The 26,154-nt window shown below is 62.3% G+C and carries 28 protein-coding genes and 1 pseudogene; 19 read left to right on the forward strand and 10 right to left on the reverse strand.

Annotated elements, in window-relative coordinates; all coding sequences use genetic code 11:
- Both AB7008_RS20485 and AB7008_RS20490 read right to left on the reverse strand, forming a co-directional pair.
- A complete protein-coding gene (locus tag AB7008_RS20485; protein WP_441259433.1) occupies window positions 1–2,634 on the reverse strand; it encodes a spermidine synthase in 2,634 nt (877 codons plus the stop codon).
- A gap of 160 nt (window positions 2,635–2,794) precedes the next feature.
- A complete protein-coding gene (locus AB7008_RS20490) occupies window positions 2,795–4,990 on the reverse strand; it encodes a TonB-dependent receptor (protein WP_441259434.1) in 2,196 nt (731 codons plus the stop codon).
- A 279-nt stretch (window positions 4,991–5,269) separates the two neighbouring features.
- Between AB7008_RS20490 and AB7008_RS20495 the strand changes: the two genes are divergently transcribed.
- Complete coding sequence (locus AB7008_RS20495; protein WP_441259435.1) at window positions 5,270–5,932, forward strand: hypothetical protein; 663 nt, start codon at window positions 5,270–5,272, stop codon at window positions 5,930–5,932.
- A gap of 1,126 nt (window positions 5,933–7,058) precedes the next feature.
- Here the strand turns inward: AB7008_RS20495 and AB7008_RS20500 are convergent.
- From AB7008_RS20500 to AB7008_RS20510, 3 genes are all read right to left on the reverse strand, one after another.
- Window positions 7,059–7,187 (reverse strand): hypothetical protein, encoded by a 129-nt coding sequence (locus AB7008_RS20500; protein WP_441259436.1) that lies wholly within the window; start codon window positions 7,185–7,187, stop codon window positions 7,059–7,061.
- Between the two features lie 137 nt (window positions 7,188–7,324).
- Complete coding sequence (locus tag AB7008_RS20505) at window positions 7,325–7,516, reverse strand: hypothetical protein (protein ID WP_441259437.1); 192 nt, start codon at window positions 7,514–7,516, stop codon at window positions 7,325–7,327.
- A gap of 139 nt (window positions 7,517–7,655) precedes the next feature.
- On the reverse strand, window positions 7,656–7,928 hold the full coding sequence (locus AB7008_RS20510) for a hypothetical protein (RefSeq protein ID WP_441259438.1): 273 nt from the start codon (window positions 7,926–7,928) through the stop codon (window positions 7,656–7,658).
- 533 nt (window positions 7,929–8,461) lie between these two features.
- On the opposite strand from AB7008_RS20510, the gene AB7008_RS20515 reads away from it, so the two are divergent.
- From AB7008_RS20515 to AB7008_RS20525, 3 genes are all read left to right on the forward strand, one after another.
- Window positions 8,462–8,704, forward strand: a complete 243-nt coding sequence (locus AB7008_RS20515; RefSeq protein ID WP_441259439.1) for a hypothetical protein — start codon at window positions 8,462–8,464, stop codon at window positions 8,702–8,704.
- A gap of 102 nt (window positions 8,705–8,806) precedes the next feature.
- The gene (locus AB7008_RS20520) at window positions 8,807–9,031 is read left to right on the forward strand and encodes a hypothetical protein (protein ID WP_441259440.1); all 225 of its coding nucleotides are present in this window, start codon (window positions 8,807–8,809) and stop codon (window positions 9,029–9,031) included.
- 709 nt (window positions 9,032–9,740) lie between these two features.
- The gene (locus AB7008_RS20525) at window positions 9,741–9,959 is read left to right on the forward strand and encodes a hypothetical protein (RefSeq protein WP_027544618.1); all 219 of its coding nucleotides are present in this window, start codon (window positions 9,741–9,743) and stop codon (window positions 9,957–9,959) included.
- Here the strand turns inward: AB7008_RS20525 and AB7008_RS20530 are convergent.
- Complete coding sequence (locus tag AB7008_RS20530; protein ID WP_049813027.1) at window positions 9,956–10,888, reverse strand: LysR family transcriptional regulator; 933 nt, start codon at window positions 10,886–10,888, stop codon at window positions 9,956–9,958. The two genes, AB7008_RS20525 and AB7008_RS20530, sit on opposite strands and share 4 nt — an antisense overlap.
- Before the next feature lie 118 nt (window positions 10,889–11,006).
- Between AB7008_RS20530 and AB7008_RS20535 the strand changes: the two genes are divergently transcribed.
- Window positions 11,007–12,080, forward strand: a complete 1,074-nt coding sequence (locus AB7008_RS20535) for a 4-oxalomesaconate tautomerase (RefSeq protein ID WP_038958371.1) — start codon at window positions 11,007–11,009, stop codon at window positions 12,078–12,080.
- Between the two features lie 68 nt (window positions 12,081–12,148).
- A pseudogene (locus tag AB7008_RS20540) lies at window positions 12,149–13,461 on the forward strand (cation:dicarboxylate symporter family transporter).
- A gap of 93 nt (window positions 13,462–13,554) precedes the next feature.
- On the opposite strand, the gene AB7008_RS20545 reads toward AB7008_RS20540, so the two are convergent.
- Window positions 13,555–14,535 carry a LysR family transcriptional regulator gene (locus AB7008_RS20545; RefSeq protein WP_038958369.1) on the reverse strand — a complete coding sequence of 327 codons (981 nt, stop codon included), beginning with the start codon at window positions 14,533–14,535 and terminating at the stop codon, window positions 13,555–13,557.
- A gap of 102 nt (window positions 14,536–14,637) precedes the next feature.
- Between AB7008_RS20545 and AB7008_RS20550 the strand changes: the two genes are divergently transcribed.
- The 13 genes from AB7008_RS20550 (at window position 14,638) to AB7008_RS20610 (ending at window position 24,250) form a co-directional block, all read left to right on the forward strand.
- Entirely contained in the window at window positions 14,638–15,582 is a 945-nt protein-coding gene (locus AB7008_RS20550) for a ketopantoate reductase family protein (RefSeq protein WP_038958368.1), read from the forward strand.
- A gap of 4 nt (window positions 15,583–15,586) precedes the next feature.
- The gene (locus AB7008_RS20555) at window positions 15,587–15,973 is read left to right on the forward strand and encodes a VOC family protein (RefSeq protein WP_038958367.1); all 387 of its coding nucleotides are present in this window, start codon (window positions 15,587–15,589) and stop codon (window positions 15,971–15,973) included.
- 12 nt (window positions 15,974–15,985) lie between these two features.
- A complete protein-coding gene (locus AB7008_RS20560; RefSeq protein ID WP_038958366.1) occupies window positions 15,986–16,456 on the forward strand; it encodes a MaoC family dehydratase in 471 nt (156 codons plus the stop codon).
- Window positions 16,453–17,694 (forward strand): CaiB/BaiF CoA transferase family protein, encoded by a 1,242-nt coding sequence (locus tag AB7008_RS20565; RefSeq protein ID WP_038958365.1) that lies wholly within the window; start codon window positions 16,453–16,455, stop codon window positions 17,692–17,694. Before AB7008_RS20560 ends, AB7008_RS20565 begins: the two co-directional genes overlap by 4 nt.
- A 3-nt stretch (window positions 17,695–17,697) precedes the next feature.
- Window positions 17,698–18,525 (forward strand): shikimate dehydrogenase, encoded by an 828-nt coding sequence (aroE, locus tag AB7008_RS20570; protein ID WP_038958364.1) that lies wholly within the window; start codon window positions 17,698–17,700, stop codon window positions 18,523–18,525.
- A 15-nt stretch (window positions 18,526–18,540) separates the two neighbouring features.
- On the forward strand, window positions 18,541–19,395 hold the full coding sequence (locus AB7008_RS20575; RefSeq protein ID WP_441259441.1) for a shikimate dehydrogenase: 855 nt from the start codon (window positions 18,541–18,543) through the stop codon (window positions 19,393–19,395).
- Window positions 19,396–19,446: 51 nt separating this feature from the next.
- Complete coding sequence (locus AB7008_RS20580) at window positions 19,447–20,115, forward strand: amino acid ABC transporter permease (protein ID WP_038958362.1); 669 nt, start codon at window positions 19,447–19,449, stop codon at window positions 20,113–20,115.
- Between the two features lie 10 nt (window positions 20,116–20,125).
- The gene (locus AB7008_RS20585; RefSeq protein WP_011089129.1) at window positions 20,126–20,782 is read left to right on the forward strand and encodes an amino acid ABC transporter permease; all 657 of its coding nucleotides are present in this window, start codon (window positions 20,126–20,128) and stop codon (window positions 20,780–20,782) included.
- 51 nt (window positions 20,783–20,833) lie between these two features.
- Entirely contained in the window at window positions 20,834–21,661 is an 828-nt protein-coding gene (locus AB7008_RS20590; RefSeq protein ID WP_441259442.1) for a transporter substrate-binding domain-containing protein, read from the forward strand.
- A gap of 61 nt (window positions 21,662–21,722) precedes the next feature.
- Window positions 21,723–22,469, forward strand: coding sequence for an amino acid ABC transporter ATP-binding protein (locus AB7008_RS20595; protein WP_038958360.1), 747 nt, complete (start codon window positions 21,723–21,725; stop codon window positions 22,467–22,469).
- A 13-nt stretch (window positions 22,470–22,482) separates the two neighbouring features.
- Window positions 22,483–22,932, forward strand: a complete 450-nt coding sequence (gene aroQ / locus AB7008_RS20600) for a type II 3-dehydroquinate dehydratase (RefSeq protein ID WP_038958359.1) — start codon at window positions 22,483–22,485, stop codon at window positions 22,930–22,932.
- A gap of 6 nt (window positions 22,933–22,938) precedes the next feature.
- Window positions 22,939–23,973: a Gfo/Idh/MocA family protein gene (locus AB7008_RS20605; RefSeq protein ID WP_038958358.1), complete on the forward strand. Its 1,035-nt coding sequence runs from the start codon at window positions 22,939–22,941 to the stop codon at window positions 23,971–23,973.
- A gap of 70 nt (window positions 23,974–24,043) precedes the next feature.
- Entirely contained in the window at window positions 24,044–24,250 is a 207-nt protein-coding gene (locus AB7008_RS20610) for a LysR family transcriptional regulator (protein WP_027544602.1), read from the forward strand.
- A gap of 375 nt (window positions 24,251–24,625) precedes the next feature.
- On the opposite strand, the gene AB7008_RS20615 is transcribed toward AB7008_RS20610, so the two are convergent.
- The 3 genes from AB7008_RS20615 to AB7008_RS20625 all read right to left on the reverse strand — a co-directional run bounded on the left by AB7008_RS20615 (window position 24,626) and on the right by AB7008_RS20625 (window position 26,066).
- Complete coding sequence (locus AB7008_RS20615; RefSeq protein ID WP_027544601.1) at window positions 24,626–24,952, reverse strand: hypothetical protein; 327 nt, start codon at window positions 24,950–24,952, stop codon at window positions 24,626–24,628.
- An 80-nt stretch (window positions 24,953–25,032) separates the two neighbouring features.
- Window positions 25,033–25,524, reverse strand: coding sequence for an Hsp20/alpha crystallin family protein (locus tag AB7008_RS20620; RefSeq protein ID WP_038958357.1), 492 nt, complete (start codon window positions 25,522–25,524; stop codon window positions 25,033–25,035).
- Between the two features lie 83 nt (window positions 25,525–25,607).
- On the reverse strand, window positions 25,608–26,066 hold the full coding sequence (locus AB7008_RS20625; protein ID WP_038958356.1) for an Hsp20 family protein: 459 nt from the start codon (window positions 26,064–26,066) through the stop codon (window positions 25,608–25,610).
- Between the last annotated feature and the right edge of the window lie 88 nt (window positions 26,067–26,154).

The raw sequence follows: 26,154 nt of genomic DNA on the forward strand, positions 1-26,154 counted from the left end.
TCACTCGTCCCTGAGGCCAAATTCACGGAGCAGCAGGTTCCTGGCCTCGCGACGCGATGGCGCGGCCTCATTGATCTTGCGCAGCAGACGCGCGGCCGCCGCGCGGTCCGTGCCGAGCAGGGACCTTACCATCCCCATCAGCGGCCCGTAGGCCGGATCGAACTCGGGGCTCAGGCGAAGTGCGTCGATGAGGCCTGGCGAAGCCGCCTCGATCAAGGCGGCGCCGCGGGGATCGCCCGGCAGGGACGCGCCAGCTTCGAGAAAGCGGTTGCGCGCGGCCCAGTAGGCGGAAAGGCGTGCGCCGAGCGCGTCCCGCTCGGCTCCGTCAGCGAGCAGCTCATTCGGATCGGGCCGAATGTCCTTGATGATGGCGAGCAGCAATGACCAGGGCGCTGCATTGAGTGCCCGGACATTGCGCCGCGCATCGAAGGTCACGAACGGATAGTCGTCCGTGTTGCGCGGGCCCTCGCCGGCGAGGGCGGAGAGAGCGCGCGCGCCGCCAAGATACTGACCGAGCAGGTCGATCGGTGCCTCGAATCCGAGCGGGCGAACCGCTGATGCGATCGCGGGATTGCCAAGCCGCGCCGCCAGTGTCCCGGTATTGAGATGGCGGCCGCCTTGCGTTCCAATGAGCGCAAGCATCGGTGTGCGGACGCTGTAGTGATTGAGCCAGGCCGAACCGTCGGGATAAATGTCGAGAAAGCCGCGGACGATGGCACGCAGCGACGGCAGGTCGAGCTGGTACAGTGGCAGCCACTGGCAGAAGATCCCCCCTGATGCCAGGCGGCGTTTCACAGCGCCGAAATGTTCCACCGTGTAGAGCGCGCCGCTGCCATCGAGCGCGGGATGAAACAGGTCGGCGACGATCACGTCGTGCTGGCCCGTATCGGCGGCGACGTAGCGGCGGGCATCCGCCACGGTCAGCCGCGGCGCCGAGGCCGGCGGCGGATCGATGAACCAGGGCAGCAGGTCCACCACTTCCCGCGACAGCTCGACGCCGCGCACGCTCACGCCGGGCATCTGCGTTCCGCCAACCACTGTGGCGCCGGTGCCGATGCCGAGGAACAAGGCGCGCTGCGGGGCTTCGTGGAGCAGCAGCGGCAGCATCGCCTGCCGATAGTCGGAGCGTGTTGAGCTGGTCCCGCCCATCCGGAAATGTCCGTTGACCTCAAGGTAGCGGACACCAGCGGCATCGTCGACGACGCTGGCCGTCGCCATCGGCCCTTCGCGGACCGCAAGCAGCTTTCCGCCCGATGGCACGCGCGTGAGCGATGGCGCGGGATTGAGCCACAGGACCAACGCAAGCATCGCAGGTACCACAGACCACAGCAACGCCAAGCGGCCAGGCGGCAGCAACAGCAAATAGCCGAGTGCAACGGCAAGTAGTGCCGTCCACGCGCCAACGCCCGGGATCAGGACTTGCGCTGCCAGCAACGGCGCGATGCAGGCGCCAAGACTGTTGATGCCGATGGCCGATCCGACCGAGCCGCGCTGATTGCTCACCCGTTGCGCCAGCAGGCCGAACAGTGCGCCCATCGCGGTTGCAGGCACCAGGAACAGTGCGATGGCTACGGCAAGTTCGCCGAAGACGTCCGCAGTCGAGACGAGCTCGACCAGGCGGTCAGCATAAGGCGCAAACGCCGCGGCCGTGATGCAGGCGAACGCCGTCGCGGCGAGCAAGCCGCGCAGAATCCCATCATTCGCATCTCGCCCGCTCCGTTGCCAGAGCAGGCTGCCTGCGGCGGTGCCAAGCAGATAGGCCGCCAGGAGGCCGGCGAAGGTGTAGACAGTATCTTCCATCACCTGCGCGGCTAGCCGGACCACGAGGACCTCGAATGCGATTCCGAACAGTCCGGTGGCAAACAAGGTGATCGTGAGCCGCAAGTCCCGAATTCGTTGCGGCTGCCGTTCTTCGGAAACGGCTTTGCCCGCCGCCGATCCGAGCGCGACCGCGGCCAGGGCGCAGAACGTGTTGACACCGGCGAGGCAAACCAGCGTTCCCGAAAACCCCAGCGCCGGGATCAAGAGGAATGTGGAGGCGAGCGTGCCGGCCAGAGCCCCGGCCGTATTCGCGCCATACACACCTGCCGTGACGCGAGCCTCGCCGCGCGCTTGCCGCATCATCCGTTCCAGGGCGGCCAGGGTTCCGCCCATGGCGATCGTTGCAGGGAGCAGCACGAGCGTTGGCAGCGCCAGGCTGCCGGCCCAAAGCAGGATTGGAGACGGTTCGGTGCCGAGCAGAGGTGACAAGGCCCGACCAGCCGCGGGCAGAAGCCAAACGCTGATCAGGCCCCAAACGGCGATGACGGCTTCAAGGATCGCATAGACGCGCCATGGCAATCTCGAACGGCGGATCAGCCGATCAAGTGCAAACGCGCCCAGAGCCAAGCCGCCGAAAAACCCGGCAATGACACCAAGGACCGCCATCATTTCGGTGCCCAACGCAAGGCTCAACTGGCGCGTCCACACGATCTCGTAGCCGAGGCCTGCAAAGCCCGACGCCGTCACGATCGGGATCAGCGCCCACGCGCGGTTCACAGCCTGCCGTGTGCGCTCGAAACCCGCCTCGTCCTGGACCACGCGCGTGAACCGATGTGCCGAAGCGATCGCCGTGCTGTCCGGCTCAGATTGCATTCCCCTCACTCCTGCCGTGAACGCGCCCGGCCGCTCGTGTCTCCGCAGACAGAAGCATCCGCTTCATGTCAGATTTTTTCAGGATTTGTGACGGCCAGTCGGTACCGGTTACCTTGGCGTCGGTCGGCGTGGCGGAATTAGTGCCGCAAGTCAGACGCGATCAGAATCTTGCGGCCACCGTCAGCCGCACCGCGAGGGGCTCGGCCGGATGGACGTGACGATCGGCGACGCCGTCGATGGGCTCTCCCGGCAATCGCGACAGATAGTAATATTCGATCTGATTGGTCTGCGCATTGAAGAGGTTGAGCACGTCGAGTTGCACCCGGAGGCCATTGTCGAACCTGTAGCCGGCTCGCGCATTGAAAATCAGCGACGACCGCGAACGGACGCTGTCGTCTTCAATGAGAGGACGCGGACCGAAATAGCGCGCCTTCAGCGCACCGAACCAGCCGGTCTCGCGACCAAGGGTGATTGCGCCGCTTGCCACCCACGCTGGTGCGCCGGGGATGCGGGCCCCGGCTGGATCGAAATCGGTGAAGCGCGCGTGGGTCTGGGCCACGTCGAGATCGACCGTCATCCACGGCAATGGCTTGTACTGGTTCGTCCACTCCACGCCGACGCGGCGGCTGGGCCGGCTCGGCTCCGTGGTGCCAGCGTCCCCGACGAACAACAGCTCCGAGTCTAAATCAAGTACGAATATTGCCAGCGAACTGGTGAGACCCTCGATCGCCCTGGTGCGGATGCCGAGCTCGGCGCCGCGCGAGCGCACCAGCAGCGGCACGCGGTCGAGCGCAGTCGTCTTGTCGTTGGGATCGACGGTGATCGTCGCACCGCGGATGTCATTGCTGTGCAGGCCGTAGCCTGCATTGCCATAGAACTCGGTCTTGTACCAGGGGCCGAGCACGAGACCGGCCTTCGGGCTCGCCATCGACGCCTGGGCGTTGCCCGAATTCTCCGGCGTATCGCTGAAGACGTGTCCGGCGAAAAAATCCTCGCGGATGCCGACCGTGGTGTGCAGCCAGTCGTTCCAGTGCGTGGTCGTATCGGTCCAGAGGCCGACATTGCCCTCCTGCACGCGGTCATCGCGCACGGTCGAGAGCCATGAGCGCTGCTCGGTCTTGAACAGCCCGACATGGATATCGTCGTAGCGGGTCTGCACGCCGACACGGGTCTGCGATACGAGGCCGCCGAAGCGCCAGTCGAACGAATGCCGCAGGTCGAAGCCGCCGAGCGTGCGAGCGTCGAGCTGGCTGAACTGGTCGCCATTGACGGGGTTGTCGAGGAAGTAGGTGAAATTGTTGAACAGCCGCAGGTCGGAGCGCACCACATATGCGCTGACATTGGTCTGTCCGTAAGCGCTCGATTGCGCCCAGTTGCTCGATAGGCTGAAGCGGCTGGAGGTGCCGCCATCGGTCGGATCGAGCGAGCCGAGACGGTTGATCAGACCCTGGTCGATCGCGCGCTGCGGGACCTGGTCGGTCGAATTCCAGCCGTTGGAATAGGCCATCGCCGTCAGCGTCAGGCCATCGGTTGCGGTGCCCTGGCTGTAGCGCAGGACGCCGTTCAGCTTGCGGACGTCGTCCGGCACGTCCCACGGTCCGTCATACTTGTTCGCTTCGATCGCCGCCAGGAGCGTGCCGGCACCCACGGCGGTCGATCCCGTGGCCAATGCGCGACGGTAACCGAAGCTGCCGAAGGTCAGCTCCGCGATGTTGTGCGGCAGCTTGTTGGCATAGTCGATCGCCACGGCGCCGGCGGATGCGAAGTCGCCCTGGTCGGCGAAGTACGGTCCCTTGCGGACATTGACCGACTGGATCAGCTCGGGGATCAGGAAGTTGATGTCGGCGTAGCCCTGCCCATGCCCGTGGGTCGGCATGTTGACGGGCATACCGTCCACACTGATCGCGAGATCGGTGCCGTGATCGAGATTGAAACCGCGCAGGAAATATTGGTTGGCCTTGCCCTCGCCGGAGTGCTGCGTGACGATCAGGCCCGGCACTACTTCCAGCGCCTCGCCCGGCCGCGAAAAGGGGACCGCGTTCACCTCTGTGCCAGTGATGCGTATCGCACTGGCGGCGGTGGGTTGCAAGGCGGGCGAGTCGGCGGACGCCGCGCCGGGTGCACCGCTACTCTCGGTCGGGCTGTCCGTGCGAGTGGGCGCCTGATTGCTCAGACCGCGGTCTTTCGGCGGTTTTCTGCGGGCGTGCTGTTTGGGATGTTGATTGTCCGCCGCTGCAACGGTGACCGGCGGGAGTTCGGCGAGCGCGACTGCGTTGCGCTCGTGTGCCGCTGTCGGAAGCGCGCACAGGGCGGACGATGCGGCGGCGGAAAACACCCGCAACAAGGCCCCACGCACTACAACGTCTCCGCATCACAATCACAGCAATGCCACACTTTAGCTGGCGAGTATGACGATGTAGCAACAATATCATACTCGCACCCGACAGCCATGCCGAGCCGCACAGTGCCGGAATCGCAACAGGCCGTGGAAGCATCAAGGAGGTGACCGTCGCTTCGCACGGCTGTCACATCGGCAACCGATAAGCTTGCTCCCCTCGGCGCGCCCACGCGGGCCGCCGCCTTTCTTGACTTGAGAATCTTGCGCGTTGCTATCAACTGGTCGATGACGGGGAACATGAGAGGGCATCAGGCGACGCGGTGGATGTCGGTGCGGCATGCGCTGGTGCTGGCGCCTTTGTTCGGTGTGTCCGCCTCGACCTCGGCGCTGCCGACGGATTTTTCGAATATCGACGTACCAGGCTTCACCGAGCCCGCGTCCAGCCGCCCGCTCTGGGAGTCTCCCGCAACGTCGGCACCGGAGGTCGATCCCGCGGCGCCATCGCCGCATCCCGTCAAGCGCGAGGCGATGCGCGGCAATCCGCTCTGGTCAGTTCCGCTCGCAGCGCTGCCGAATACGAACGAACGGCCGATCTTCTCGGCCTCGCGGCGGCGGCCGCCGCCACCCGTGATTTCAGTATCGGCGCCGAAAGCGCCGCCGATGCCGCCGAGCGCACCGCCGGCCGAGCTGCGGCTTGTGCTGGTCGGAACTGTCGTCGGCAGCGATCAGAGTTTCGGAATTTTTTTCGACGAGACGAGCAAGGCCACGCTACGTCTGAAGCTCGACGGAGACTATCAGGGCTGGCGACTTCGCTCGGTGCATCGCCGGGAGGTGACGATGGTGCGCGGTGAACTGACCGAGACGTTGACATTCCCGAAACCGGGCGCGCTCGCAACAGGGCCCGCGCTTGCGGAAAGTGCGGTGAGGCGAGGCAGCTCGCACACGCCTCAGTATGATTAAGTGAGCCGATCCGATTGATGTTGGCGTAGAGGATCGGATGCACAGTGAGCGCAAGCTGTCAGAATCGGATCCCCAGAACGGTTTTCCAAAAATGAAGCTACAACAAAGGCGAAGAGACCGCCCCCGCCGCGGGGGATCAAGGGGTAGGTCGGGGCCGCTCTGCCAGCTCTGGTAGCGAGCTAGCGACAACTTAAATATTCGCCCGTCGTTGTGGTTCCTTTTCAAAACTCAAGCCGCCGCTGTCCGTATTTGACCGAGTGTCCGAACCTAATTTTAACGGGGCCTAACATGGTAGAAGGCAAGCCAGCGGGGAAGGGCGCTCTCACGACCCGTGCGGGCAACAGGAAGGCTGAGACTTTGCTCAACAGTGCTGAGTGCCAAGAACATGCTGACCACTACAAGAGACTTTCTGGCGCGGGCGGCATTTCCAAGCATCGCGCCGCCGTCCTGAAAAACATTGCCCGAAGCTATGTGGGTTTGGCCGGCCAACTCGATAGACTGGCGTCCCTCGCGAGGAACGAGCAGAGGTAGCCAACCTCAGCTGGCGGCCTCAGTTGAGTTCCTGCGAAGCTTTCGAGGGCTGGCGGGCCTAGCACTCCCGGCGCTCTAATCCGCAATTGGATCGGCAGCCGGGAGCATTGGGGCTGGATTGCATGCCCGTGCCATGTTCGCCCTCTCACGGCAATGCTCGAACTTCGCGCGCCGGTATTCTTACGGAATCCATTTTCGGAACGGGGTGTTCTACTAAATGAACACCGGCGAGATTTGAGCACCAAGATTTTTTGTTGTTCCGGGAATGCCGCAGTGGGGGCTGGAACCACGCTGCGGCTTTTCCCATTCGGGCGTACTGGTCCCGGCGAGCGTTCCGCCACACGAACACTAACCTTTGACCCCTGCGGTAGCCTGCCTCACAACTGTCACATGAAGAAGGCGACGTGAGGTGCCCAGATTGTTTGGCGGGATATCGCCGGATCGAGCTTGAATCCCGCAAGGGCAACGCCGGGCACTACAAGTGCCTGATCTGTGAGCGCGTCCTAGAGGTCTTCGAGGCTCCCGGGAGATTGCCTGTCGGGCTCACCGTACAGCCGTCCGACTTGCATCCTGTGAGAGAGTAAGGTCGCCTCGGTTAGCGGCCGCTTATCTTGCCTTTCGGGTTAAACTCCGGGACGCGGAGGCGGTTCAATGCCCGCATGACCCCGATGCGGGCAAACATCGTCGGGCCGCCACTTTCCGCCACCAGGATCAAGGCTTCCATCGCCGCTTACCACTCCGGTACGGCGCGCTCTTACTTCGGCAGCGCGGCGATGTGCTCGCCGGCGTCGAACTGTGTCACCAGTACGCGATCGCCGATCCTGATCGGATCCTCGAAACGCCGACCCCAGCCTCGTTCGGTCATTCCTTCCGCTTCAGATCAGGTCCCGCGGCAGCAATGGCGTGTTCAACCTCGTCCGCCAGGATTGTCAGATGCTCGGCCAGCTTGGTGAACAGGTCTCGCTTCTTGGGTTCAGTTGCCAGATCGCGGATCAAGGCGCACTCGGCAGCATCCGTGCGGAGCTTTTCCAACTGAGCCTGCATGTCCTTCATTGCGATCGGTTCCGTTCCCGATGAGGAACTATACCGCTTTAGGTACAAGTGGACAGAACTGATTGCCGGTTTTTCCTATGCTCATGACCACCTGGCGACCCCATTACCGCCAAGGTAGCCTCCAAACGGCCCCGGCAATTTAGTCTTTTGCTGGGGCCGCTTTTGCGCTGGTGCCGATCAGCCGGACATAGGTCCCGCTCTCGTGCAGCTCGAGCCAGCCGCATTCAACTGCATACTTGATGCCGGCCCCAAACTCCGAACCACTCGCTTTTAGCGTGTAAAGGAAGGGCGCGTTGACCTTCTCGATGTGGATGCGGCCGTCCTGGACAGCTTCAATAGTCGTCGCGAGTTCGACCAGCTTGCGGGCTGCGACTTCCGGGTTGGCGAAGAATCGTTCGGTGGCGAGTTTCATCGGTATCCCATAGCTGGCACGGTCGGCGTATTCCAATCGAAGCGTGGTCAGACATCGGCGCCTCTTCTGCCGCAAGCCTGATAGACGAACCTCGACTCAAGATCCGATAGCCGCACATCGTCAGACCATCGATCCGCGCTTAGGGCAACGTGGTGGCTGCAACGATAGTCAGCGCAATAGATGAGGACGCCGCGCGCACCCATCTCGCGCATCTCGCCAAAGGTGATCTTCACGGGTCGGCCGTCGGTGTGCGTAGACGGCTGGCGGCGGATTGGGCGAGGCATGCCACCATCGAAACGCGGCGCAGGCCAGAGTCAAATTATCAATCCCTTGAGGCACGGAGCGAGCCCCGAGGCCCCGCCTGTAGGGGATGCAGACAAATCCGTGCAGACAAGGCGAACAACCGGAAGGAGATGGGAGCCCTTTGCAAGTCCAAAAAGTTGTTGCTTAATCGCGCCCGAACGGGGGAGGAATGAAATGAGGGCTGGGGCCTTTTGCTCTTCGGTATCTTCGCGTGCCAACTCGCAGGATGCGTGTCCGATGGCAGCGGCAACAATCCTCTTATCCAAGCAACGGTCTTCAAACAGGCGTCAGTCGTCTATCACACAGGCGACAATATCGAGATCACCTACTACGTTGGCGGCATCAACCATGCGATCAACGAACAGAACGCCATTGAGCTGCTAAAGAAGGAATGCGGCGGCGCTTTCAGAGTTACGAATCAGTCGAACTCCCCGGGGGGCGACCAGTACATCGATGCGGTCTGCGTGCATTGAGCTCGAGAAGAATTTCGATATACCGAAATTTCGCTTGTGCCGTCGGGCAAAACAGTGGTTCATAAGGTGCTGGTCCTAATTGCCCAAGGGAACAGCAACCAAATGGCCGACAAGATCGACGCGGCTTCCGAATTGTCGAAGATTGCAAAGCTCAACGGCGACTTCCGGAAAAACTACGGAACTTTGCTCGGAGCTTTTTTGTATCTGCGCTCAATCAGCGCCGCGCGCGAGCGTTCCTGGCTTTGGGGCGGCCTGTTTTCCCTTGCTTGTTCGGCCGCGCTGGCTTGGACGGCGAAGCACGGCTTTCCGTGGTTAGGCGTCGGCTGAGCGATCGAGCCAATGCGAGCGCCGTGTCGAACCGCTCCATTCCGTGCTTGATTTGCGCCTTCTCAGAAAATCGAAATTGCCGTCTCTCTCGTCCGGTTATGGGTAGGAGCACGTAGTCTAGGACAGACTTATTGTTCTCAGCTAAGCGGATAGCGGCGACCCGCTACGATCAATATTGCACTCCATATCGAGCGCCCATTCCTCACCGTCCTTGCGCCGTCTCTGCCACGTAGCGGTTCTTGCGGCGTACCTGGACGCGCCAGTTCCCGGACGGCAACTGAGTGAAGCTGGCCACGGTCGTGTGCACTCCCCAAATCGTGTGCGCTACGTGTGCACTAAGAGGTCAAAGCGGGTACAAACGTGTGCAATTTCGACTAGTTTGGAGTGCACACGTTCATGTTTCATCCTGTTGAAGCATAAGGTAAATCATTGAAATCGCAACACTATCGCTTTTCTGTGGCGCCGATAATGGATTGGAGCGAGAGTTCAAGGTTTTCAATCGGTTAGAAGGCGGCGTGTGCACGGCGTGTGCACCGGGAGATCAAGAAAAATCTTTTCACAGCCAACGTGAGCAGGCTTGTGGCGCATGCGCGGGGTCTGAATTTCCGCCCACGCGCCGATCGCGAAGCGCGCTGGTCTTAGCGACGAGAAGATCGAGGCTCTCAAACAGGATGGCATCGCGGCAGCGTTCGCTTCCCGCGAAGCGCTGATGCTCGAGCTTACCGATGCGATGACGCGCGACATCATCGTGTCGGACGCACTCTTTGGGAAGCTCAGGGAAACGTTCGACGACGGTGGGATCGTGGAAGTCATGGCGACCATTGCTGCGTACAACATGGTCTCACGCTCAACGGTTCTCATTGACAGGCGGCCAAGACGAACGGCCGCAGAGATCGTATGCGAAGTTGGTGGTCGTCTTTGGCTCTAGGGTCGGGGGCGCGGCCTACCGCGAATAGTCGTCCGGGAAGGCGAGCGCCATGCCTCGAGGAGCATCTTGAGAAATTGGCTGGCATGAGGGGATAGCATCGACCCGTGCCTGCGCACGATTCCGATCGTTCGCGACACCTCCGGCTCGGTCAACCTGACGGTGTGAATGATCGGATGGCCGGCGGCCGGGGTCGCCAGCCTCGGTAGGACCGCGATGCCCAGCCCCGCTTCGACCAAGCCAAGCGAACCGGAGAGGTGAGCGACTTCGTAGGACCAGTTGAGCTGCAGGCCGTGTCGCGCCAGCGCATTGTCGATCAATGCGCGATTGCCGCTGTTGCGACCGACGGTGATGACCCGGTGCGGGGCGATCTCCGACCAGCTTACCTGTTTGCGCGATGCCAACGGATGGTCGTGGCGGCAGGCCAGGACAAAAGGATCCTCGACCAGTTTCTCGAATTCGATTTCGGCATGCGACGCACCGATGAAATTGATGCCGAAGTCGGCTTCTCCGCGCGCGACCGCTTCCAATCCCTCGTTGGCCCCGATGTCCAGAATCCGGACGCGAATGCGCGGATACGCCTCGGCAAAACGACCGATCGCACGCGGCAGGAAATAAAACACCGCTGTCGGCACCGCAGCCACCGAGACCAGGCCTGAACTTCGCGCGCCAATATCATGGATGGCGAGCACCGAGGTCTCGAACTCGTCGATGAGACGGCGCACCTTCGGCAGGAAGTCGCGGCCGGTCATGGTGAGATTGACGTGACGCGTCGAACGTTCGAGCAACGGCGCACCCAGGCTTTCTTCCAGCTTCTGAATGCGTCGGCTGAGCGCCGGCTGCGACAGGTTTAGCGCCTTGGCGGTGCGGACAAAGCTTCCAGTCTCTGCGACGGTAATGAACGCCTTGAGGTCGAGCAATTCTGCGTTCATGGCTGGCTCCCATTATACCGTATGATGCATTAATACTTCAGATATTTGCATTTTACAGAAGAGTTGCAAGAGCCCATGCTCTGTTCGCACGAAGATGTCGCCGAACGGAACAGCTCCAATGAACGATCAGATTGCCATTCCCTGTGTGGTCATGCGCGGCGGAACCTCGCGCGGGCCGTTTTTCCTGGCCAGCGATCTCCCGGCCGATCCCAGGGCACGCGATGCGGTCCTGTTGTCGGTGATGGGGGGCGGGCACGATCTGGGCATCGATGGAATCGGCGGCGGCAATGCCGTCATCAACAAGGTCGCGATCATCGGACCGGCATCGGTCCCCGGCGCAGATGTCGACTACCTGTTCGCCCAGGTAAGGGTGCATGAAGGGATCGTCGATACGTCGCCTAACTGCGGGAATATGCTGGCAGCGGTGGGACCGTTCGCTATCGAAGCCGGTCTGGTCGCCGCTGCCGCAGATCGCACCCAGGTGCGCATTCACAATGTCAACACCGGCAAGCTGATCGATGCGACGGTTTCCACCCCTGGCGGGAGGGTGACCTATGAAGGCGAGGCGCGGATCGACGGGGTGCCGGGAACGGCTGCGCCCATCGAGCTGTCGTTCCCCAACGCGGCCGGCGCACGCACCGGTCGCCTGCTGCCGACAGGACGGCCGGTCGACCGCATCGAAGGTATCGATGTGACCTGCATCGACGCAGCCATGCCCGTCATGCTGGTCCGCGCGGCCGATCTGGGATGGACCGGCCGTGAGGCACCTTCGGAGTTCGCGGACAGCCGCTTCCGCGCCCGGCTCGAAAACCTGCGCATCGAGGCTGGCCGCCGGATGGGCTTTCCAAACTCCGCGACGATGGTGATTCCGAAGCCGGTCCTGATTTCAACTGCGACGGAAGTGACGTTGAACACGCGGTATTTCATGCCGCACGACTGCCATAGCGCGCTGGCGGTGACCGGCGCGGTCGCGATCGCGACGGCGTGCGTGACGCCCGGCACGATCGCGGCAGAGATGGTGGGACCGCTGGCGCCGCCGGTGCCGATCACGCTCGCCCATCCCTCCGGCCAACTCGTGGTTCGGCTAGAGCCCGGCCCGGTGGCTCGGGTGCAGCGGACCGCCCGCCGAATTTTCCAGGGTCACGTCTTCGCCCGGCGATCGCACTTGCCTCATTCAGTCCTGGCAGCCTGAGCTCCGTCTGCCTTAAGGCCATCGACAAAAATCAAAGGCGAAAAATCAAATATATGGGAGAAACGAGAATGCACACGCAAGCGCTGGCTGGGTCTCCGAGCATCGAGGTGCGAAAGTCGTTCTACCGGATTCTCTACGTCCAGGTGCTGATCGGTCTCCTGCTGGGTGTCTTAACCGGCCATCTCTGGCCTGAATTTGGCGCCGCGCTGAAGCCTTTTGGGGACGGCTTCGTCAAGCTGGTCAAGATGATGATCGCGCCGATCGTGTTCTGCACCATCGTGAGCGGCATCAACAGCATCAGCGATTCCCGCGAGGTCGGCCGCACGCTGGTGAAATCCATGGCGCTGTTCTACCTGCTGACCGTGCTCGCTTTGCTGGCCGGGCTGGTTGCCGTATTGCTGATCCAGCCGGGCGTCGGCATGCATGTGTCCGTCAGTACGCTCGATCCGTCGGTGGCTGCGAAATACACAAAGCAGGCAGCTGCGACAGGATTTGCCGACTTCTTGCTGCATATCATCCCGCATTCGTTCTTTGGCGCGTTTGCCGATGGCGAAGTGCTGCCGGTCCTGCTGGTCTCCATCCTCATCGCCTTTGGGCTGAGCCGCGCCGGTGATGACGGTGTGGTGGTGACCAAGGCCGTCACCTCGTTCTCTCACGTGCTGTTTGTGGCCTTCGGTTTCGTCATGAAGCTGGCCCCGCTCGGCGCCTTTGGCGCCATGGCTGCTCCGTCTTCGTGGTCGTCGTGCTCGGGACGCTGGCGCGGCTGAACGGCTTCAGCCTGTGGAAGACCATCCGCTACTTCAAGGAAGAGCTGCTGATCGTGCTCGGCACGTCGTCGTCGGAGCCGGCGCTGCCTGGCGCGCTGCGCAAGCTGGAGCAGCTCGGATGCCGGAAAGGCGTATCAGGACTCGTGCTGCCGATGGGTTACTCTTTCAATCTGGACGGCAGCGCCATTTATCTCACTCTTGCATCCATCTTCATCGCACAGGCCTGCGACATCCATCTGTCTTGGGGACAGATTGCGGCGATGCTCGGACTGATGCTGCTGACGTCCAAAGGGGCGGCCGGCGTCACCGGCAGCGGCTTCGTCGCGCTTGTCGCAACTCTCACCGTCATGCCGGACTTGCCCGTGACCGGCGTGGCGCTGCTCGTCGGTATTGACCGTTTCATGTCGGAAGCGAGGGCACTGACCAGCATGATCAGCAACTGTGTCGCGACCATCACCGTTTCGCTGTGGGAGAACGCCTGTGACCGCGAGGTATTGGCCCGTGAACTGGGACAGAATAGCGCTCCCGCACCTGCAGCCGGATTGAAGATTCCTGCGGCAGCAGTGGCGCAGGAGAGCAAGAGCTGGATGCCGACAACGCAATCGGCCGCTTGAGAGAGGGATACTCAGGCCTCCGAAGAAAAAGAATGCCGAAACGAAGGAATTGTCGGCAGTTTGCGCCGCTGCACCGGGTCAGCAAGGGCTCCATTACGACGGCAAATCGCGTGGCCGTCGTTTCCTTGGCCGACCGGAACGATGTAGACCCCGCACTTTCTGCTGTTGAAAAAGCTCACCGCATACGTCACGCAGCCACTGGTTTGCAGGGTCGTGATGGAAGCGGGCGTGCCAATATTGCTTCACTGTAAAGCCGGCGATCGCCAGCGGGCAGTCGAGCACGCGCAGTCCGTAATAATGAGCCAACGTTTCGCCGATGTGCCTTGGCAGGGTAGCGATCAGGTCCGTCGTCCCGACGATTGCGGGTAGCCCCAAGAAGCCCGGTAGCTCAAGCGCGACATCAAGGACTATCTGCTGCTCCTTCAGCGCGTCGGCGAGCAACTGATGTCCGGTGCCGGAACGAATGAGCACGTGCGCCTCCCGCCGGAAATCCCTTGCAGTGATGCGGTCGCGGATCCGGGCATGTTTTGCGTTCGCCAGGCAGACCCAATCCTGCGGAAACAGTGCCTGCTGGAAGTGCCCGGTGTCGAGATCCGAGATGTAGCCGAGCGCCAGATCGGCCTCGCCGGACTGCAGCATTCGTGGTGTATCGCCGCCGATCTGCGCGGCTTCAATGCGGATGCCCGGTGCAACGCTGCGAACGTGGGCGAGTATGGCGGGAAGGAGCGTGATGTGGCTCGCGTCCGTCATGCAGATAACGAAGCGGCGCTTTGCGGTCGCCGGATCAAACTCAGAACGAAGCTCGGCCAGACGACGCAGCATTTCCAACGCCTGCCTCGCTGTGCCGATGAGCGCCTCGGCGCGCGGCGTCGGCAGCATTCCCTCGGCCGACCGAATGAAGAGCGGGTCGTCCAATTCCTTTCGCAGGCGCGCCAGCCAAATGGAAATGGTCGGCTGGCTTTGACCTAGCTTCTCGGCGGCCTTGGTGACGCTGCCCGTGGAGAACAACGCGTCAAACAGCCGGAGCAGGCGCGGCTCCAAAAGGTTCGTCTCGGACGGGTCCCGTTGCTTCATTGCGATCTGCAATAATGGTTATAAGTATCATAGCATATCCAAATACTAGGCAGCCTGCTAGCACGCTTCCAACGCCAAAATCGGCGAGGGAGAAGCGTTCGGATGAGGATCTGCTTTGTCGGAGCGGGAGCCTTGGGCTCGACCATCGGCGGCACGCTGGCGCGCGGCGGTGCCGAGGTTTGGTTGATCGATCCGTTTCAGGCCCATGTCGACGCGATCAATGCCGGTGGTCTACGGATGCTCGAAAGTGGCGCTGAGACCGTCGTTAAGGTCTCTGCCTGCACCTCCGCGGACCAGGTCGGCAACACGGCGGACCTGGTCATCATCCTCGTCAAATCCTACCACACGCGAGACGCGATCCGGGCGGCGGCGCCGGTCATTGGACCGCAGACGGTCGTGATGTCGCTGCAAAACGGCCTTGGCCACGAAGACATCCTTTCGGAGGAAGTCGGTGGTGACAGGGTCATGGCAGGCAAGACCTATGTTGGCGGCGTGCTGCTCGGACCCGGTCATGTTCGCTCCGGGGTCGTTGGCAAGGAAACCATCATCGGCGAGCTCGATGGACGCTTGACCGAACGCGCACAGCGAATTTCCGAGACGTTCAATCGTGCGGGTGTTCTCACACTGCTCAGCGACAACATCCTGGGCAGCATGTGGGACAAGCTATTCATCAACGTTGCCGGCGGCGGAATCACCGCCGTTACCGGGCTGACTTATGGCGGCCTCTATTCGCTGCCGATCCTGGAAGATTGCGCGCTGGCCGCAATCTCGGAGAGCATTGCGGTGGCGCGAGCGGCCGGCGTGAAGATCTCGATTGCCGATCCGCGCCGGGCCTGGACGATGGCGTCAGCTGGACTGCCGCCCGAATTCAAGACGTCGATGTTGCAGAGCTTGCAGTCCGGCAATCTGACCGAGGTCGATTACATCCACGGCTCCGTCGTGCGTTGGGGCGCCAAGCTCAACGTGCCAACCCCCGTCAACGCGACCCTTGTCGCGTTGGTCAAAGGGCTCGAATACGCCCATAGCGATTATCCGGGAAAGGCCTGAGACGATGTCGTTGCCCCGCGCTTATGTCGAGCACGTCGCGATCCGGGTGCCGGACGTTGATCATCACATCGACTTCTTTCGCGAGGTGCTTGGTCTCACTATTCGCGACGAGCAACCCGCCGACGGCGCGCGTCCGCGCCAGGTATGGGTGCTCGGAAGCGTGCAACTGATCGAGGATCCGCATTTTGTCGGACCGGAGGGGCGTCTCTCCCATCTCGGCATCATGGTCGATGATTACAAAGGTGTGCTCGCCCGTGCTGCCGCCTGGGGCGCGAAGGCGCTGCCTGCGGGGCCAAACTGGCTCGAGCTGCCGGGCGGGCTCAACGTCGAAATCTTGCAAGCCAGTGCGGGTGCCGTGGAAGCGGCGCTGGCGATCAATCCACGGGCCTAAGGAAGGCGCGACATGACTGACGACCGCTACTGGGACGATGCCAAGGTCGGTGACGAATGCGTCACCCCTTCGGTGACGGTCACCGAAGCAATGGTGAATGCCTATGCCGAACTGACGGGTGATTTCACGCCTGTTCATGTCGACGAGGAATACGCCAAGACCACACCATTCGGTACGCGCGTCGCGCACGGGCTGTTTGGTCTGTCGCTGGCCGATGGTTTGAAGACCCGTGCCGACTACCGCTTCCTTCCGGGAATGTCGCTGGGCTGGACATGGGATTTCAAGCTGCCGATCAAGCTCGGCGACACCGTGCATGTGAAGTTCCGTGTCGGCTCCATGCGCGCCACGAAGCGGGAAGGGTGGGGCATCGTGGTGCTGCCCTCGGAGCTGATCAATCAGCGCGGTGAAGTGGTGCAACTCGGCGAGCATCGGCTGATGATTCCGATGCGCCCGAAGGCCAACTCCGCAGGAGAGCAGGCATGACCGCGCAAGATCGGCCGCTCCAGGATCTGCCGCTCAAAGGTATCCGCGTCATCGACTACAGCCATTTCCTGGCAGGCCCGTTCATGGGCCGCTGCCTCGCCGCGATGGGCGCTGAAGTCATCAAGGTGGAGCGTCCGAAGCAAGGCGATGCGGGCCGCGCCCACGGCTATTTCAAGGACGGACAATCCGGCTACTTCCTGCAGCAGAACATGGGAAAGCAGGGCCTGTGCATCGATCTGCGCGATAAGCGCGGTCTCGACATGATGATGAGGCTGATCGATACGGCCGACGTCTTCATCGAGAACTACCGCCCCGGCGCGCTGGAGCGTCTCGGGCTCGGCTACAAGGCGCTGTCCGCCCGGAATCCCAAACTGATCTACTGTTCGGTCTCCGCCTATGGCCACACCGGTCCCTATGCCGACCGTCCAGGCTTCGGCCTGATCGCGGAGGCGATGTCGGGCGCCCTGGCGCAGCTGGGCTCCCCCGGCGAAGCGCCGCCGCTGCTGCGGATGCCTTTGGCCGATATGTACACCGGCATTCATGGCGTCGCGGCCATCAATGCAGCGCTGGTCGGCCGCGGGTCATCCCGGCGCGGTCAACACATCGATCTGGCGCTATACGATTGCATGGTCTCGATGCACGACTATGCGGTGCAGCGCTACTTCCTCTCCGGCGGTACCGACCTGCCGAAGCAGACCGGCAGCGGTCAGCCGGACTCGACCGTCTACGGCGTCTTTCCGGCCAAGGACGGCAATCTTGTCATCGCTGCGCAAGTCGATGATACGTGGCGACGACTAGCGAGCCTGATCGGGGGCGACAGGTTGGCGTCCGACGAACGTTTCGCCAAGCCCGCTGCGCGCAACGCCCATTATGCCGAAGCGATGGCTATCGTGCGCGATTGGACGCTGTCACAGCCTTCGCGTGACGCTTGTCTCGCCGCTCTTGAAGACGCGGGTGTGCCGTCCGCCCCCGTGCAGACCATCGCGGAAGTCGTGAAGGATCCGCAGATTCACGCGCGTGGCATGCTGGTCGAGCAGGAGCATCCTGTCCTCGGCAAGGTGACGTTGCCGAACCTGCCCTTCCGCTTCTCCGACTGCGACACCACGGTGCGGACTCCGGCCCCGCTGCTCGGCCAGGACAATCGCCGCATTGCAGAGTCGCTGGGACTGTCGGCCGAGCTCGTTGAGGCGATGGTGCGCGACGGTGTCCTCTACAACGAAGCCGCAGCGCAGGAGTGAGCCATGAGCGATCGTTACGCGGTGATTGGCAATCCGATCGGCTTCAGCAAATCGCCCCTCATCCATGGCACTTTCGCCAAGATGACGGGGCAGGACCTTGTCTATGAGGCGATCGAGGCGCCAGTCCATGGCTTCAGCGAACGGGTTGATCAGTTTCGGACAGCGGGCGCCAGGGGGCTGAACATCACCGCCCCGTTCAAGCTCGATGCCTTCGCCTATGCAAACGAGCTTTCGGAGAGCGCCAAACGAGCAGGCGCCGCGAACTGCCTGAAGTTCGAGGGCGATCGGATCATTGCCGAGAATTTCGACGGGATCGGCCTTGTGCGCGACATCACAGTGAATCTCGGCGTCAAGATGGCCGGCCGGCGCGTCCTGATGCTCGGTGCCGGGGGCGCAGCGCGTGGCGCGCTGCTGCCGTTCCTGCGTCAGGAGCCATCCGAGTTGGTGCTCGTCAATCGTACCTTATCGAAGGCTGTGGCATTGGCCGAAGAGTTTGCCGGTTGTGGTCCCCTGATCGTTAGCGGCTATGCTGAACTCGCCGATCTTGCCGAGGGCTATGACGTCGTGATCAACGCGACATCGGCCAGCCTGCGGGGTGAGATGCCGCCGCTTCCAGGCAATGTCTTCCGCGGTGCGGAGCTGGCGTACGAGCTCGCCTACGGCAAGGGGCTCACTCCCTTTCTGCAAGCGGCCCGCGCCGAAGGCGTAGCCAAGCTGGCGGATGGCGTCGGCATGCTGGTGGAGCAGGCGGCGGAAGCTTTTGCCTGGTGGCGCGGCGTTCGACCGAGCACGGCTCAGGTCATCGCCGAACTGACCGTCCCCTTGAGCTGACGGGCGATGCCGGGCATGCTTCCCAAATCCAGCTTTCTCGTCGGTCTGATCGGCAGCGGCATCGCTGCGTCACGCACTCCGCCCATGCATGAAGCGGCCGCCGACGCCGCCGGCATCCGCTATCTCTACAAGAAGATCGATCTGACTGAGTTGAAACTTGGTGCCGAAGCACTGCCGGACTTGCTGACGGCGGCAAAGCGGATGGGCTTTGACGGGCTGAACGTGACCCATCCCTGCAAGCAGACGATTCTTCCGCTCCTGGACGAGCTTTCGCCCGACGCGGAGGCGCTTGGCGCCGTGAACACCGTGGTCATCAGGAACGGTCGAATGACCGGCCACAACACCGACTGGTTCGGCTTCGCCGAGAATTTTCGCCGCAACATGCAGGGTGCATCGCTCCGCCAAGTCGTCCAATTCGGTGCAGGCGGCGCAGGCGCGGCAGTCGCGTTCGCGCTCATGAAGCTCGGCGTGCAGGAACTGACCATCATCGATGTCGACGTAGCCAAGGCGCAGAGTCTGGTCGACGGCTTGTCCCCCCGATTTGCAGAAGGGCGCTTAAAAGTCGGCCAGGATGTCGCGGCGGCCGTCGCTGCCGCTGACGGAATCGTCAACGCAACGCCGATCGGCATGGACAAATATCCAGGCACGCCGCTGCCGACGGCCTTGCTGCGTCCCGATCTGTGGGTTGCCGAGATCGTCTATTTCCCGCTGGAAACCGCACTGCTGCGCGCGGCGCGTGCCCTGGGCTGCCGCACCGTCGATGGCGGCGGCATGGCGATCTTCCAGGGCACCGAGGCATTTCGCCTGTTCACGGGCATCTCACCTGACCCGGACGTCTTCTTCGCCACTTTTGCATCCCTGGGAGGGTGACGTCAGGCCGATGGGCGAGCGGCACGCACAACGCCCGAGAGGAAACGCAAGATGGGCTACACGCTCGATTTCTCGGTGGTTTGGCATGCGATGCCCGCGCTGCTGTGGGGGTGCGTGGGTACGTTGGGCCTGGCGCTGGCCGGCATGACACTCGCAATGGTGATCGGAGTCGCCGGCGTCGCGGCACGCGATGCGAAGGCGGCCTGGTTGCGTGCTCTCGTGATCGGATTCGTGGAGATCGTCCGCAATACGCCTTTCCTGGTGCAGATCTTCTTTCTGTTCTTCGCCCTGCCGTTGATCGGATTGAAGCTCAATCCGACAGCCACCGCCATTATCGCGCTCGGTGTCAATGGCGGCGCCTATGCCATCGAGATCATCCGCGGCGGGGTGCAATCCATTCACAAGGGACAGGTGGAAGCTGGCTACGCGCTCGGACTGCACAAAGGACAGGTATTCCGCTTCATTGTGCTCAAGCCCGCGCTTCGCGCCATCTACCCCTCGCTCACGGGTCAGTTCATCATGCTGACGCTGACCTCCTCGATCTGCTCGGCGGTCTCCGCCTACGAATTGACGTCGGTTGCCCAGCGCATCGAAAGCGACACATTCCGTAGCTTCGAGGTCTATTTCTCCGTCACCTTCCTCTATCTCGCGATCTCCTGGCTGCTGATGCTCGGTTTTGCGGTCATCTCTCACCGCTTCTTCTCATATCCGACGCGCTGAGGGGGCGATCATGACACCGCATTTTGGCCTTCCCGAGTTCGGTTTCCTGCTGCGCGGGCTGCAATGGACGGTGCTGCTGACGCTGGTCGCGTTTGTCGGTGGCTGCACGGCTGGGCTGGCGGTTGCATTGCTGCGCACCTGTGGTCACAGGAGCGTGGAATGGATCACCCGCATCTACATCGGGATATTCCAGGGCACTCCGCTGCTGCTGCAGCTTTTCGTCGTGTATTACGGCTTGGCGCTCACCGGGCTGAAGCTCGACGCCTTCGTCGCGGTGGCGATCGGCTTCACCGTGAATGCCTCCGCCTTCCTGGGTGAGATCTGGCGCGGCGCGATCCAGGCCGTGCCCCGCGGCCAGACCGAGGCAGCGATGGCGCTTGGGCTGCACTATTCCTCCCGCATGCGCGACATCGTGCTGCCACAGGCAATCCGCATCTCGCTTCCCGCGACCATCGGCTATCTCGTGCAGCTCATCAAGGGCACGTCGCTCGCCGCCATCGTCGGTTTCATCGAACTCGCCCGCGCTGGTCAAATCGTTTCGAACCAGACCTTCCAGCCGTTGCTCGTCTTCGGCGTGGTCGGCGCGATGTATTTCATCCTCTGCTGGCCACTCTCGTGGTGGGGCAGCCGGATGGAGGCCAGGCTCGCTCTGGCCAGTCAAAGGTAGGAACGGCGCACCTACTCAATCACAAACAGCCATCACCAGGAGGAGATACTCATGTTGTTTTCACCCAACCGTCGCCAGCTCGGCATCGCGCTGCTGGCATTGGCGGCTATCGCCGTCGCAGGCAAATCGCAGGCCGGCACGTTGGAAGACGTGAAGAAGAAGGGCGTCGTCCTCATCGGTATTCAGGGTGACAATCCTCCCTGGGGCTATGTCGATAGTTCGGGGAAGCAGGACGGCATCGATGCCGATATGGGGCGCGCCTTCGCTGAATACCTCGGCGTGAAGGCCGAGTTCGTCCCGCTGGCGGTGGCCAATCGCATTCCGGCGCTGACCACAGGTCGCGTCGACATTCTGTTCGCGACCATGGCCATGCTTCCCGAGCGAGCAAAGGCGGTGCAGTATTCCAAGCCGTATGTCGCCAACGAGATCACGCTTGTTGCAGCCCAGGCGACGGCGATCAACAGCAATGCCGATATGGGCAAGTTCGTTATCGGCGTTCCGAGGTCGTCCACGCAGGACACTCAGGTCACCAATAGCGCTCCCGCGGGCACGGAAATCCGCAGATTTGATGACGATGCGGCCACGATCCAGGCGCTGCTCTCGGGGCAGGTCCAGGCCGTCGGCGCAAACAGCTTCTATCCGCAGCGCCTGAACGCCGCAAAGCCCGAACTTGGGTTCGAGCCCAAGCTTCACTTCACTGCGCTGTACAACGGGGCCTGCACCCGCCTCGGCGACAAGGAGTGGAACGAGACGGCCAACAAGTTTATCGACCAGATCAAGTCGAACGGCAAGTTGGCCAGCTTCTACGCCAGGTGGATGAAGGCGCCCGTGCCGATCTTCCCGGAGACGGTCCCCGGCGTTCCATTAACTGTTCAGTAGCCATTGCGAGCGGCCGACGCGCGATCCGCGTCGGCCGCTGTCCGATAGCGGAGCCGAATCCATGCAGGACAATATCCTGATCGAAATGAAGGGCGTGCAGAAGTGGTACGGCGGGTACCAGGCTCTCCGCGACGTCGATCTCACCGTGCGCAAGGGCGAGAAGATCGTGCTCTGCGGCCCGTCCGGGTCGGGCAAATCGACGCTGATCCGCTGTATCAACCGCCTCGAGGCGATCCAGGAGGGCAGCATCGTGGTGAACGGTCATCGGCTTGACGACAGCATCAAGGCTATCGATGTCGTACGTCAGGACGTCGGGATGGTCTTTCAAAGCTTCAATCTCTTTCCGCATATGACGGTCTTGCAGAACTGTATGCTCGCGCCCATTCGCGCGCGCCGAATTAGCAAGAGTGAGGCGGAGGCGATTGCGCGAAAATACCTCGAGCGCGTGCGCATCGGTGACCAGGCCGAGAAGTATCCGGCTCAGCTTTCGGGCGGCCAGCAACAGCGCGTCGCGATCGCGCGCGCGCTCTGCATGCAGCCCAAGGTGATGTTGTTTGACGAACCGACCTCTGCTCTCGATCCTGAGATGGTCAAGGAGGTGCTCGATACGATGATCGGCCTCGCCAACGACGGAATGACCATGATTTGCGTCACCCACGAGATGGGCTTTGCCCGCCAGGTTGCCGATCGTGTCATCTTCATGGCCGAGGGCCAGATCATCGAAGAAGGCGCGCCCGACGCTTTCTTTCGCAATCCACAGCATGCCCGCACCAGACAGTTCCTTGGCGAGATCCTTGCCCATCACTGAACGGAGGTTATTCATGAGTCGTCTTGTCTGCGTCCTCAACGGGCCAAATCTCAATTTGCTTGGCAAGCGCCAACCCCACATCTACGGTCACGAGACGCTTGCGGACGTGGAGCGGGATTGCAGGGCGCTGGCCGCGGAACTCGCACTGGAGCTACGCTTTCACCAGTCGAACAGGGAATACGAGCTGATCGACTGGATCCACGAGGCGCGTGAGACGGCTGCCGGGATCGTGATGAATCCCGCGGCATTCACCCATACGTCAGTGGCCATCCTGGATGCCTTGAACACCTTCGAGGGGACGGTGATCGAGGTACATATTTCCAACGTGCACAAGCGCGAGGAATTTCGCCACCACTCGTTTGTGTCCAAACGGGCTGATGGGGTCATCGCAGGGTTCGGCACCCAAGGTTATCTGCTCGGCTTGCGTCGTGTGGCCAAGCTGCTCGATGAGAAGAAGGGGTAGCATCGGATGAGCGCACCCGTCCGCCTCTCGGTGATGGGAGCGGGTCTCATCGGCAAGCGACATATCGAACACATTCTCACGCGGCCGGAGGCGATGCTTTCGTCGATCGTCGATCCGGCGCCTGCGGCACGAGAGTTGGCGGTTTCGCTGAAGGTGGACTGGTTTCCATCCTTTCAGGACATGCTCTCCGGAAATCGGCCGGAAGGGGTGGTTGTCGCCACCCCCAACCAGATGCATGTGGCCAACGGCATGGATTGCATCGCAGCTCGCATCCCAGCGCTCATCGAGAAGCCGCTGGCGGATGACGTCATCGCCGCACAGGCCTTGGTCGATGCCTTCGAGCGGGCGGGCGTGCCGCTGCTCACCGGCCATCATCGCCGGCATAACCCGATGATCCAACGCGCCAAGGCGGAGATCGATAGCGGCCGACTCGGCCAGATCGTGTCGGTGCACGGCATGTTCTGGCTGATCAAGCCGGACGACTATTTCGACGTGACCTGGCGCCGCGAAAAAGGAGCGGGGCCTGTTTTCCTGAATCTCATCCACGATGTCGACCTGCTGCGGTACCTCTGTGGGGATATCGTGTCCGTGCAGGCTGCCCAGTCCAATCGGCTGCGTGGACATGCGGTTGAAGAGACGGCGGTGATCATTCTGCACTTCGCCTCCGGAGCGCTGGGAACGGTCAATGTCTCGGACACCATCCAGTCGCCTTGGAGCTGGGAATTCACGGCCGGTGAGAACCCGGCCTACAGTCATACGCAGGAGGCCTGTTACCAGATCGGCGGCACGAGGGCATCGCTGGCCATTCCGCAACTGGATCTATGGCGTCACCCAAGCAAGGCCAGCTGGTGGGCGCCGATCGAGCGCGAGCGGCTGCGTTACGAGAAGCAGGACCCGCTTGGCCTGCAGATCGCAAATTTCTGTCGGGTTATCCGCGGTACCACCGAGCCTGTGGTGAGCGGGCGCGAAGGGCTGAAAACCCTTCGAGTGATCGATGCGATCAAGCGCGCCGCGGAAACCGGAGATTTCATATCGGTTTGATACCGGAACGCACGGCGTCCACGCCGAGGTATCGGCGTCTGGAAATGTTGGGCGTCCGAAATTCGCAAGCATGGACATCGTAAACGCCTTGAAGGTGCTGGTGCGCGTCACGCAGACCTTTCTGGACGAGCGTTTTGGAGTTCGACTGCTGCATAGGACCACCCGCAAGCTCAGCCTGACGGATGATGGGCAAATGTTGCTCCATCTCGCCCGACCGGTGCTCGAGGGCATCGGAACCATGGAAGCTGCGATGGCTCGGGCGATTCCGGCCCCCTGACGCTGTCTCCTACGCCGACAACGACGATCCGGCCCACGTCTTCGTGTTCGAGATGTTCGCGGACGTGGGGGCGTACAAGGCTCGTCTCGAACAGGCGCATTTTCAAGACGTACGAGGTCCACGACCCTGGGCGTCGTTAGGTCCCTCAAGCTGCGGGATACCGTGCCGACCCTGCTTGCTGCCCGCCGAGAAAACCTGCACACGGACAACGAGGTTGCCTGCGTCGTGCACAGGATTGCCTCGGAGCGCCGAGACCGTTCGGCGCTCATCGCGCTTGCCCGGCTCCCGTCCCGCCCATGAGGGCGACAAAGGGGACGGCCCACGCCGCCGAGGCGTTGCCTAGGAATACCAAGGTCAGGACGGCCCGCGTGAACATCATGCCGACCTCCACAACGCGGCGGCCCAAGGCCGCCGCAACCGCATCGGCACGCCCCCGCGTGGCGGCGGGTCGTCGTCGCCGTCGAGCCGCCGCAGCGCGGCGAGGATATCGGCGAGCCGGATCGCGTGGCCCATGCCGGGAATCTCGCGTAGCGCGGGACAGGATTCGACGGCGAACATGTCGGACGCCCAGGACGACAGGATGATCCGCTTCTCCGGCGCGGAGAGCTCGTTGTCGTTCAGGACATTCTCCGGAGACGCATAGTACGCGGCCGGATGGAAGAGGGGATTGAGATTACCTGGGTTGGTATTGGCGTTGGTCATCGATTGCCTCCCTTTACACTCCTTTCCTCGGGACGGTTTCGGTGCGTTCGGGCGGCGGCGACCGCCGCCCTTGATGATCGTTACTGCGTGTTGATCGCGATGCGCTTGACGCCCGCTCTCGGGTTCTCGGATTTCGGCAGTGAGATGGTCAGGACGCCGTTCTTGAACGACGCTTCGGCCTTGTCCTCATCGACGTCCTCGAGCGCCATCTGCCGCTGGAACGAGCCGTAGTAGCGCTCGCTGAAGTATCTGCCTTCGTCCTTGCGCTCGCTCTTCTTTTCGCCCCGGATGCTCAAGACGCCGTTCGCGATTTCGATCTGGACGTCGTTCTCCGTCATGCCCGGAAGCTCGGCCGAGATCGTCAGCGCCTTGTTGGTCTCGCTGAGCTCGATCTTGGGCCAGCCGAATTGCCCTTCCGTGAGCGGCGACAGGCCTGTCCCGCCGAAGCCGCGGAAGACATCGTCGAACAGTCGGTTCATTTCGCGATGAAGCGTCATGAAGGGATCGTGGGTGCCGCGCCCCGTCGCGAGCTCCTGGTTTCTGGACCAGGGAATGAGATCACGAACTGCCATGTTTTTTCTCCTTTATTGCATGGGCCAGCGAGCGCGGCCACGCTTGCGCGCGCCGCGTTCCGCCGCCGAACCTCGATCCAGCGTCAGGCTGCCTTCTTCTGCTCGATCTGCGACGGAGAGGCGCCGCTTCCGATCTGGATCCGGCGCGGCTTCATGGCTTCTGGCACCTCGCGGACGAGATCGATGATGAGCAGTCCGTCGCGGAAGCAAGCGTCCTTTACCTGGACATAGTCGGCCAGGTTGAACACGCGCCGGAACGGACGCGCAGCTATGCCCTGGTACAGGTACTCGCCGGCCGCCTTCTCGGGCTTCCTGCCGTCGATGATGAGCCCGTTCTGCTCGGCCGTCACGGCGATGTCGTCGGCTCCGAAGCCGGCGACGGCAAGCGAGATCCGGTAGTGGTCCTCGCTGGTACGTTCGATGTTGTACGGGGGATAGTGGTCTTCGCTTGCCTGGCGCAGCGTGCTGTCGACGAGGTCGGCCAGGTGGTCGAAGCCGATGGTGGAGCGCCACAGGGGCGCGAAGTCCAACGTGGTCCTCATAACCAAGTCCTCCAAAGAGCAAGATGGATACAAGGAGCGCAAGGCAGGAGTCAGAGCGGGTCTGATACCCGGCCCGGCGCCCGCGCCG

Source organism: Bradyrhizobium sp. 521_C7_N1_3 (assembly GCF_052075975.1).
Taxonomy (GTDB): Bacteria; Pseudomonadota; Alphaproteobacteria; order Rhizobiales; family Xanthobacteraceae; genus Bradyrhizobium; species Bradyrhizobium japonicum.

Bases quoted from the DNA above. Each gene is read 5' to 3' on its own strand.
- AB7008_RS20485 (WP_441259433.1), bottom strand. From the start codon at position 2,634: ATGCAATCTGAGCCGGACAGCACGGCGATCGCTTCGGCACATCGGTTC.
- AB7008_RS20495 (WP_441259435.1), top strand. From the start codon at position 5,270: ATGAGAGGGCATCAGGCGACGCGGTGGATGTCGGTGCGGCATGCGCTG.
- AB7008_RS20500 (WP_441259436.1), bottom strand. From the start codon at position 7,187: ATGGAAGCCTTGATCCTGGTGGCGGAAAGTGGCGGCCCGACGATGTTT.
- AB7008_RS20505 (WP_441259437.1), bottom strand. From the start codon at position 7,516: ATGAAGGACATGCAGGCTCAGTTGGAAAAGCTCCGCACGGATGCTGCC.
- AB7008_RS20510 (WP_441259438.1), bottom strand. From the start codon at position 7,928: ATGAAACTCGCCACCGAACGATTCTTCGCCAACCCGGAAGTCGCAGCC.
- AB7008_RS20520 (WP_441259440.1), top strand. From the start codon at position 8,807: ATGGCCGACAAGATCGACGCGGCTTCCGAATTGTCGAAGATTGCAAAG.
- AB7008_RS20525 (WP_027544618.1), top strand. From the start codon at position 9,741: ATGCTCGAGCTTACCGATGCGATGACGCGCGACATCATCGTGTCGGAC.
- AB7008_RS20530 (WP_049813027.1), bottom strand. From the start codon at position 10,888: ATGAACGCAGAATTGCTCGACCTCAAGGCGTTCATTACCGTCGCAGAG.
- AB7008_RS20535 (WP_038958371.1), top strand. From the start codon at position 11,007: ATGAACGATCAGATTGCCATTCCCTGTGTGGTCATGCGCGGCGGAACC.
- AB7008_RS20545 (WP_038958369.1), bottom strand. From the start codon at position 14,535: ATGAAGCAACGGGACCCGTCCGAGACGAACCTTTTGGAGCCGCGCCTG.
- AB7008_RS20550 (WP_038958368.1), top strand. From the start codon at position 14,638: ATGAGGATCTGCTTTGTCGGAGCGGGAGCCTTGGGCTCGACCATCGGC.
- AB7008_RS20555 (WP_038958367.1), top strand. From the start codon at position 15,587: ATGTCGTTGCCCCGCGCTTATGTCGAGCACGTCGCGATCCGGGTGCCG.
- AB7008_RS20560 (WP_038958366.1), top strand. From the start codon at position 15,986: ATGACTGACGACCGCTACTGGGACGATGCCAAGGTCGGTGACGAATGC.
- AB7008_RS20565 (WP_038958365.1), top strand. From the start codon at position 16,453: ATGACCGCGCAAGATCGGCCGCTCCAGGATCTGCCGCTCAAAGGTATC.
- aroE (WP_038958364.1), top strand. From the start codon at position 17,698: ATGAGCGATCGTTACGCGGTGATTGGCAATCCGATCGGCTTCAGCAAA.
- AB7008_RS20575 (WP_441259441.1), top strand. From the start codon at position 18,541: ATGCTTCCCAAATCCAGCTTTCTCGTCGGTCTGATCGGCAGCGGCATC.
- AB7008_RS20580 (WP_038958362.1), top strand. From the start codon at position 19,447: ATGGGCTACACGCTCGATTTCTCGGTGGTTTGGCATGCGATGCCCGCG.
- AB7008_RS20585 (WP_011089129.1), top strand. From the start codon at position 20,126: ATGACACCGCATTTTGGCCTTCCCGAGTTCGGTTTCCTGCTGCGCGGG.
- AB7008_RS20590 (WP_441259442.1), top strand. From the start codon at position 20,834: ATGTTGTTTTCACCCAACCGTCGCCAGCTCGGCATCGCGCTGCTGGCA.
- AB7008_RS20595 (WP_038958360.1), top strand. From the start codon at position 21,723: ATGCAGGACAATATCCTGATCGAAATGAAGGGCGTGCAGAAGTGGTAC.
- aroQ (WP_038958359.1), top strand. From the start codon at position 22,483: ATGAGTCGTCTTGTCTGCGTCCTCAACGGGCCAAATCTCAATTTGCTT.
- AB7008_RS20605 (WP_038958358.1), top strand. From the start codon at position 22,939: ATGAGCGCACCCGTCCGCCTCTCGGTGATGGGAGCGGGTCTCATCGGC.
- AB7008_RS20610 (WP_027544602.1), top strand. From the start codon at position 24,044: ATGGACATCGTAAACGCCTTGAAGGTGCTGGTGCGCGTCACGCAGACC.
- AB7008_RS20615 (WP_027544601.1), bottom strand. From the start codon at position 24,952: ATGACCAACGCCAATACCAACCCAGGTAATCTCAATCCCCTCTTCCAT.
- AB7008_RS20620 (WP_038958357.1), bottom strand. From the start codon at position 25,524: ATGGCAGTTCGTGATCTCATTCCCTGGTCCAGAAACCAGGAGCTCGCG.
- AB7008_RS20625 (WP_038958356.1), bottom strand. From the start codon at position 26,066: ATGAGGACCACGTTGGACTTCGCGCCCCTGTGGCGCTCCACCATCGGC.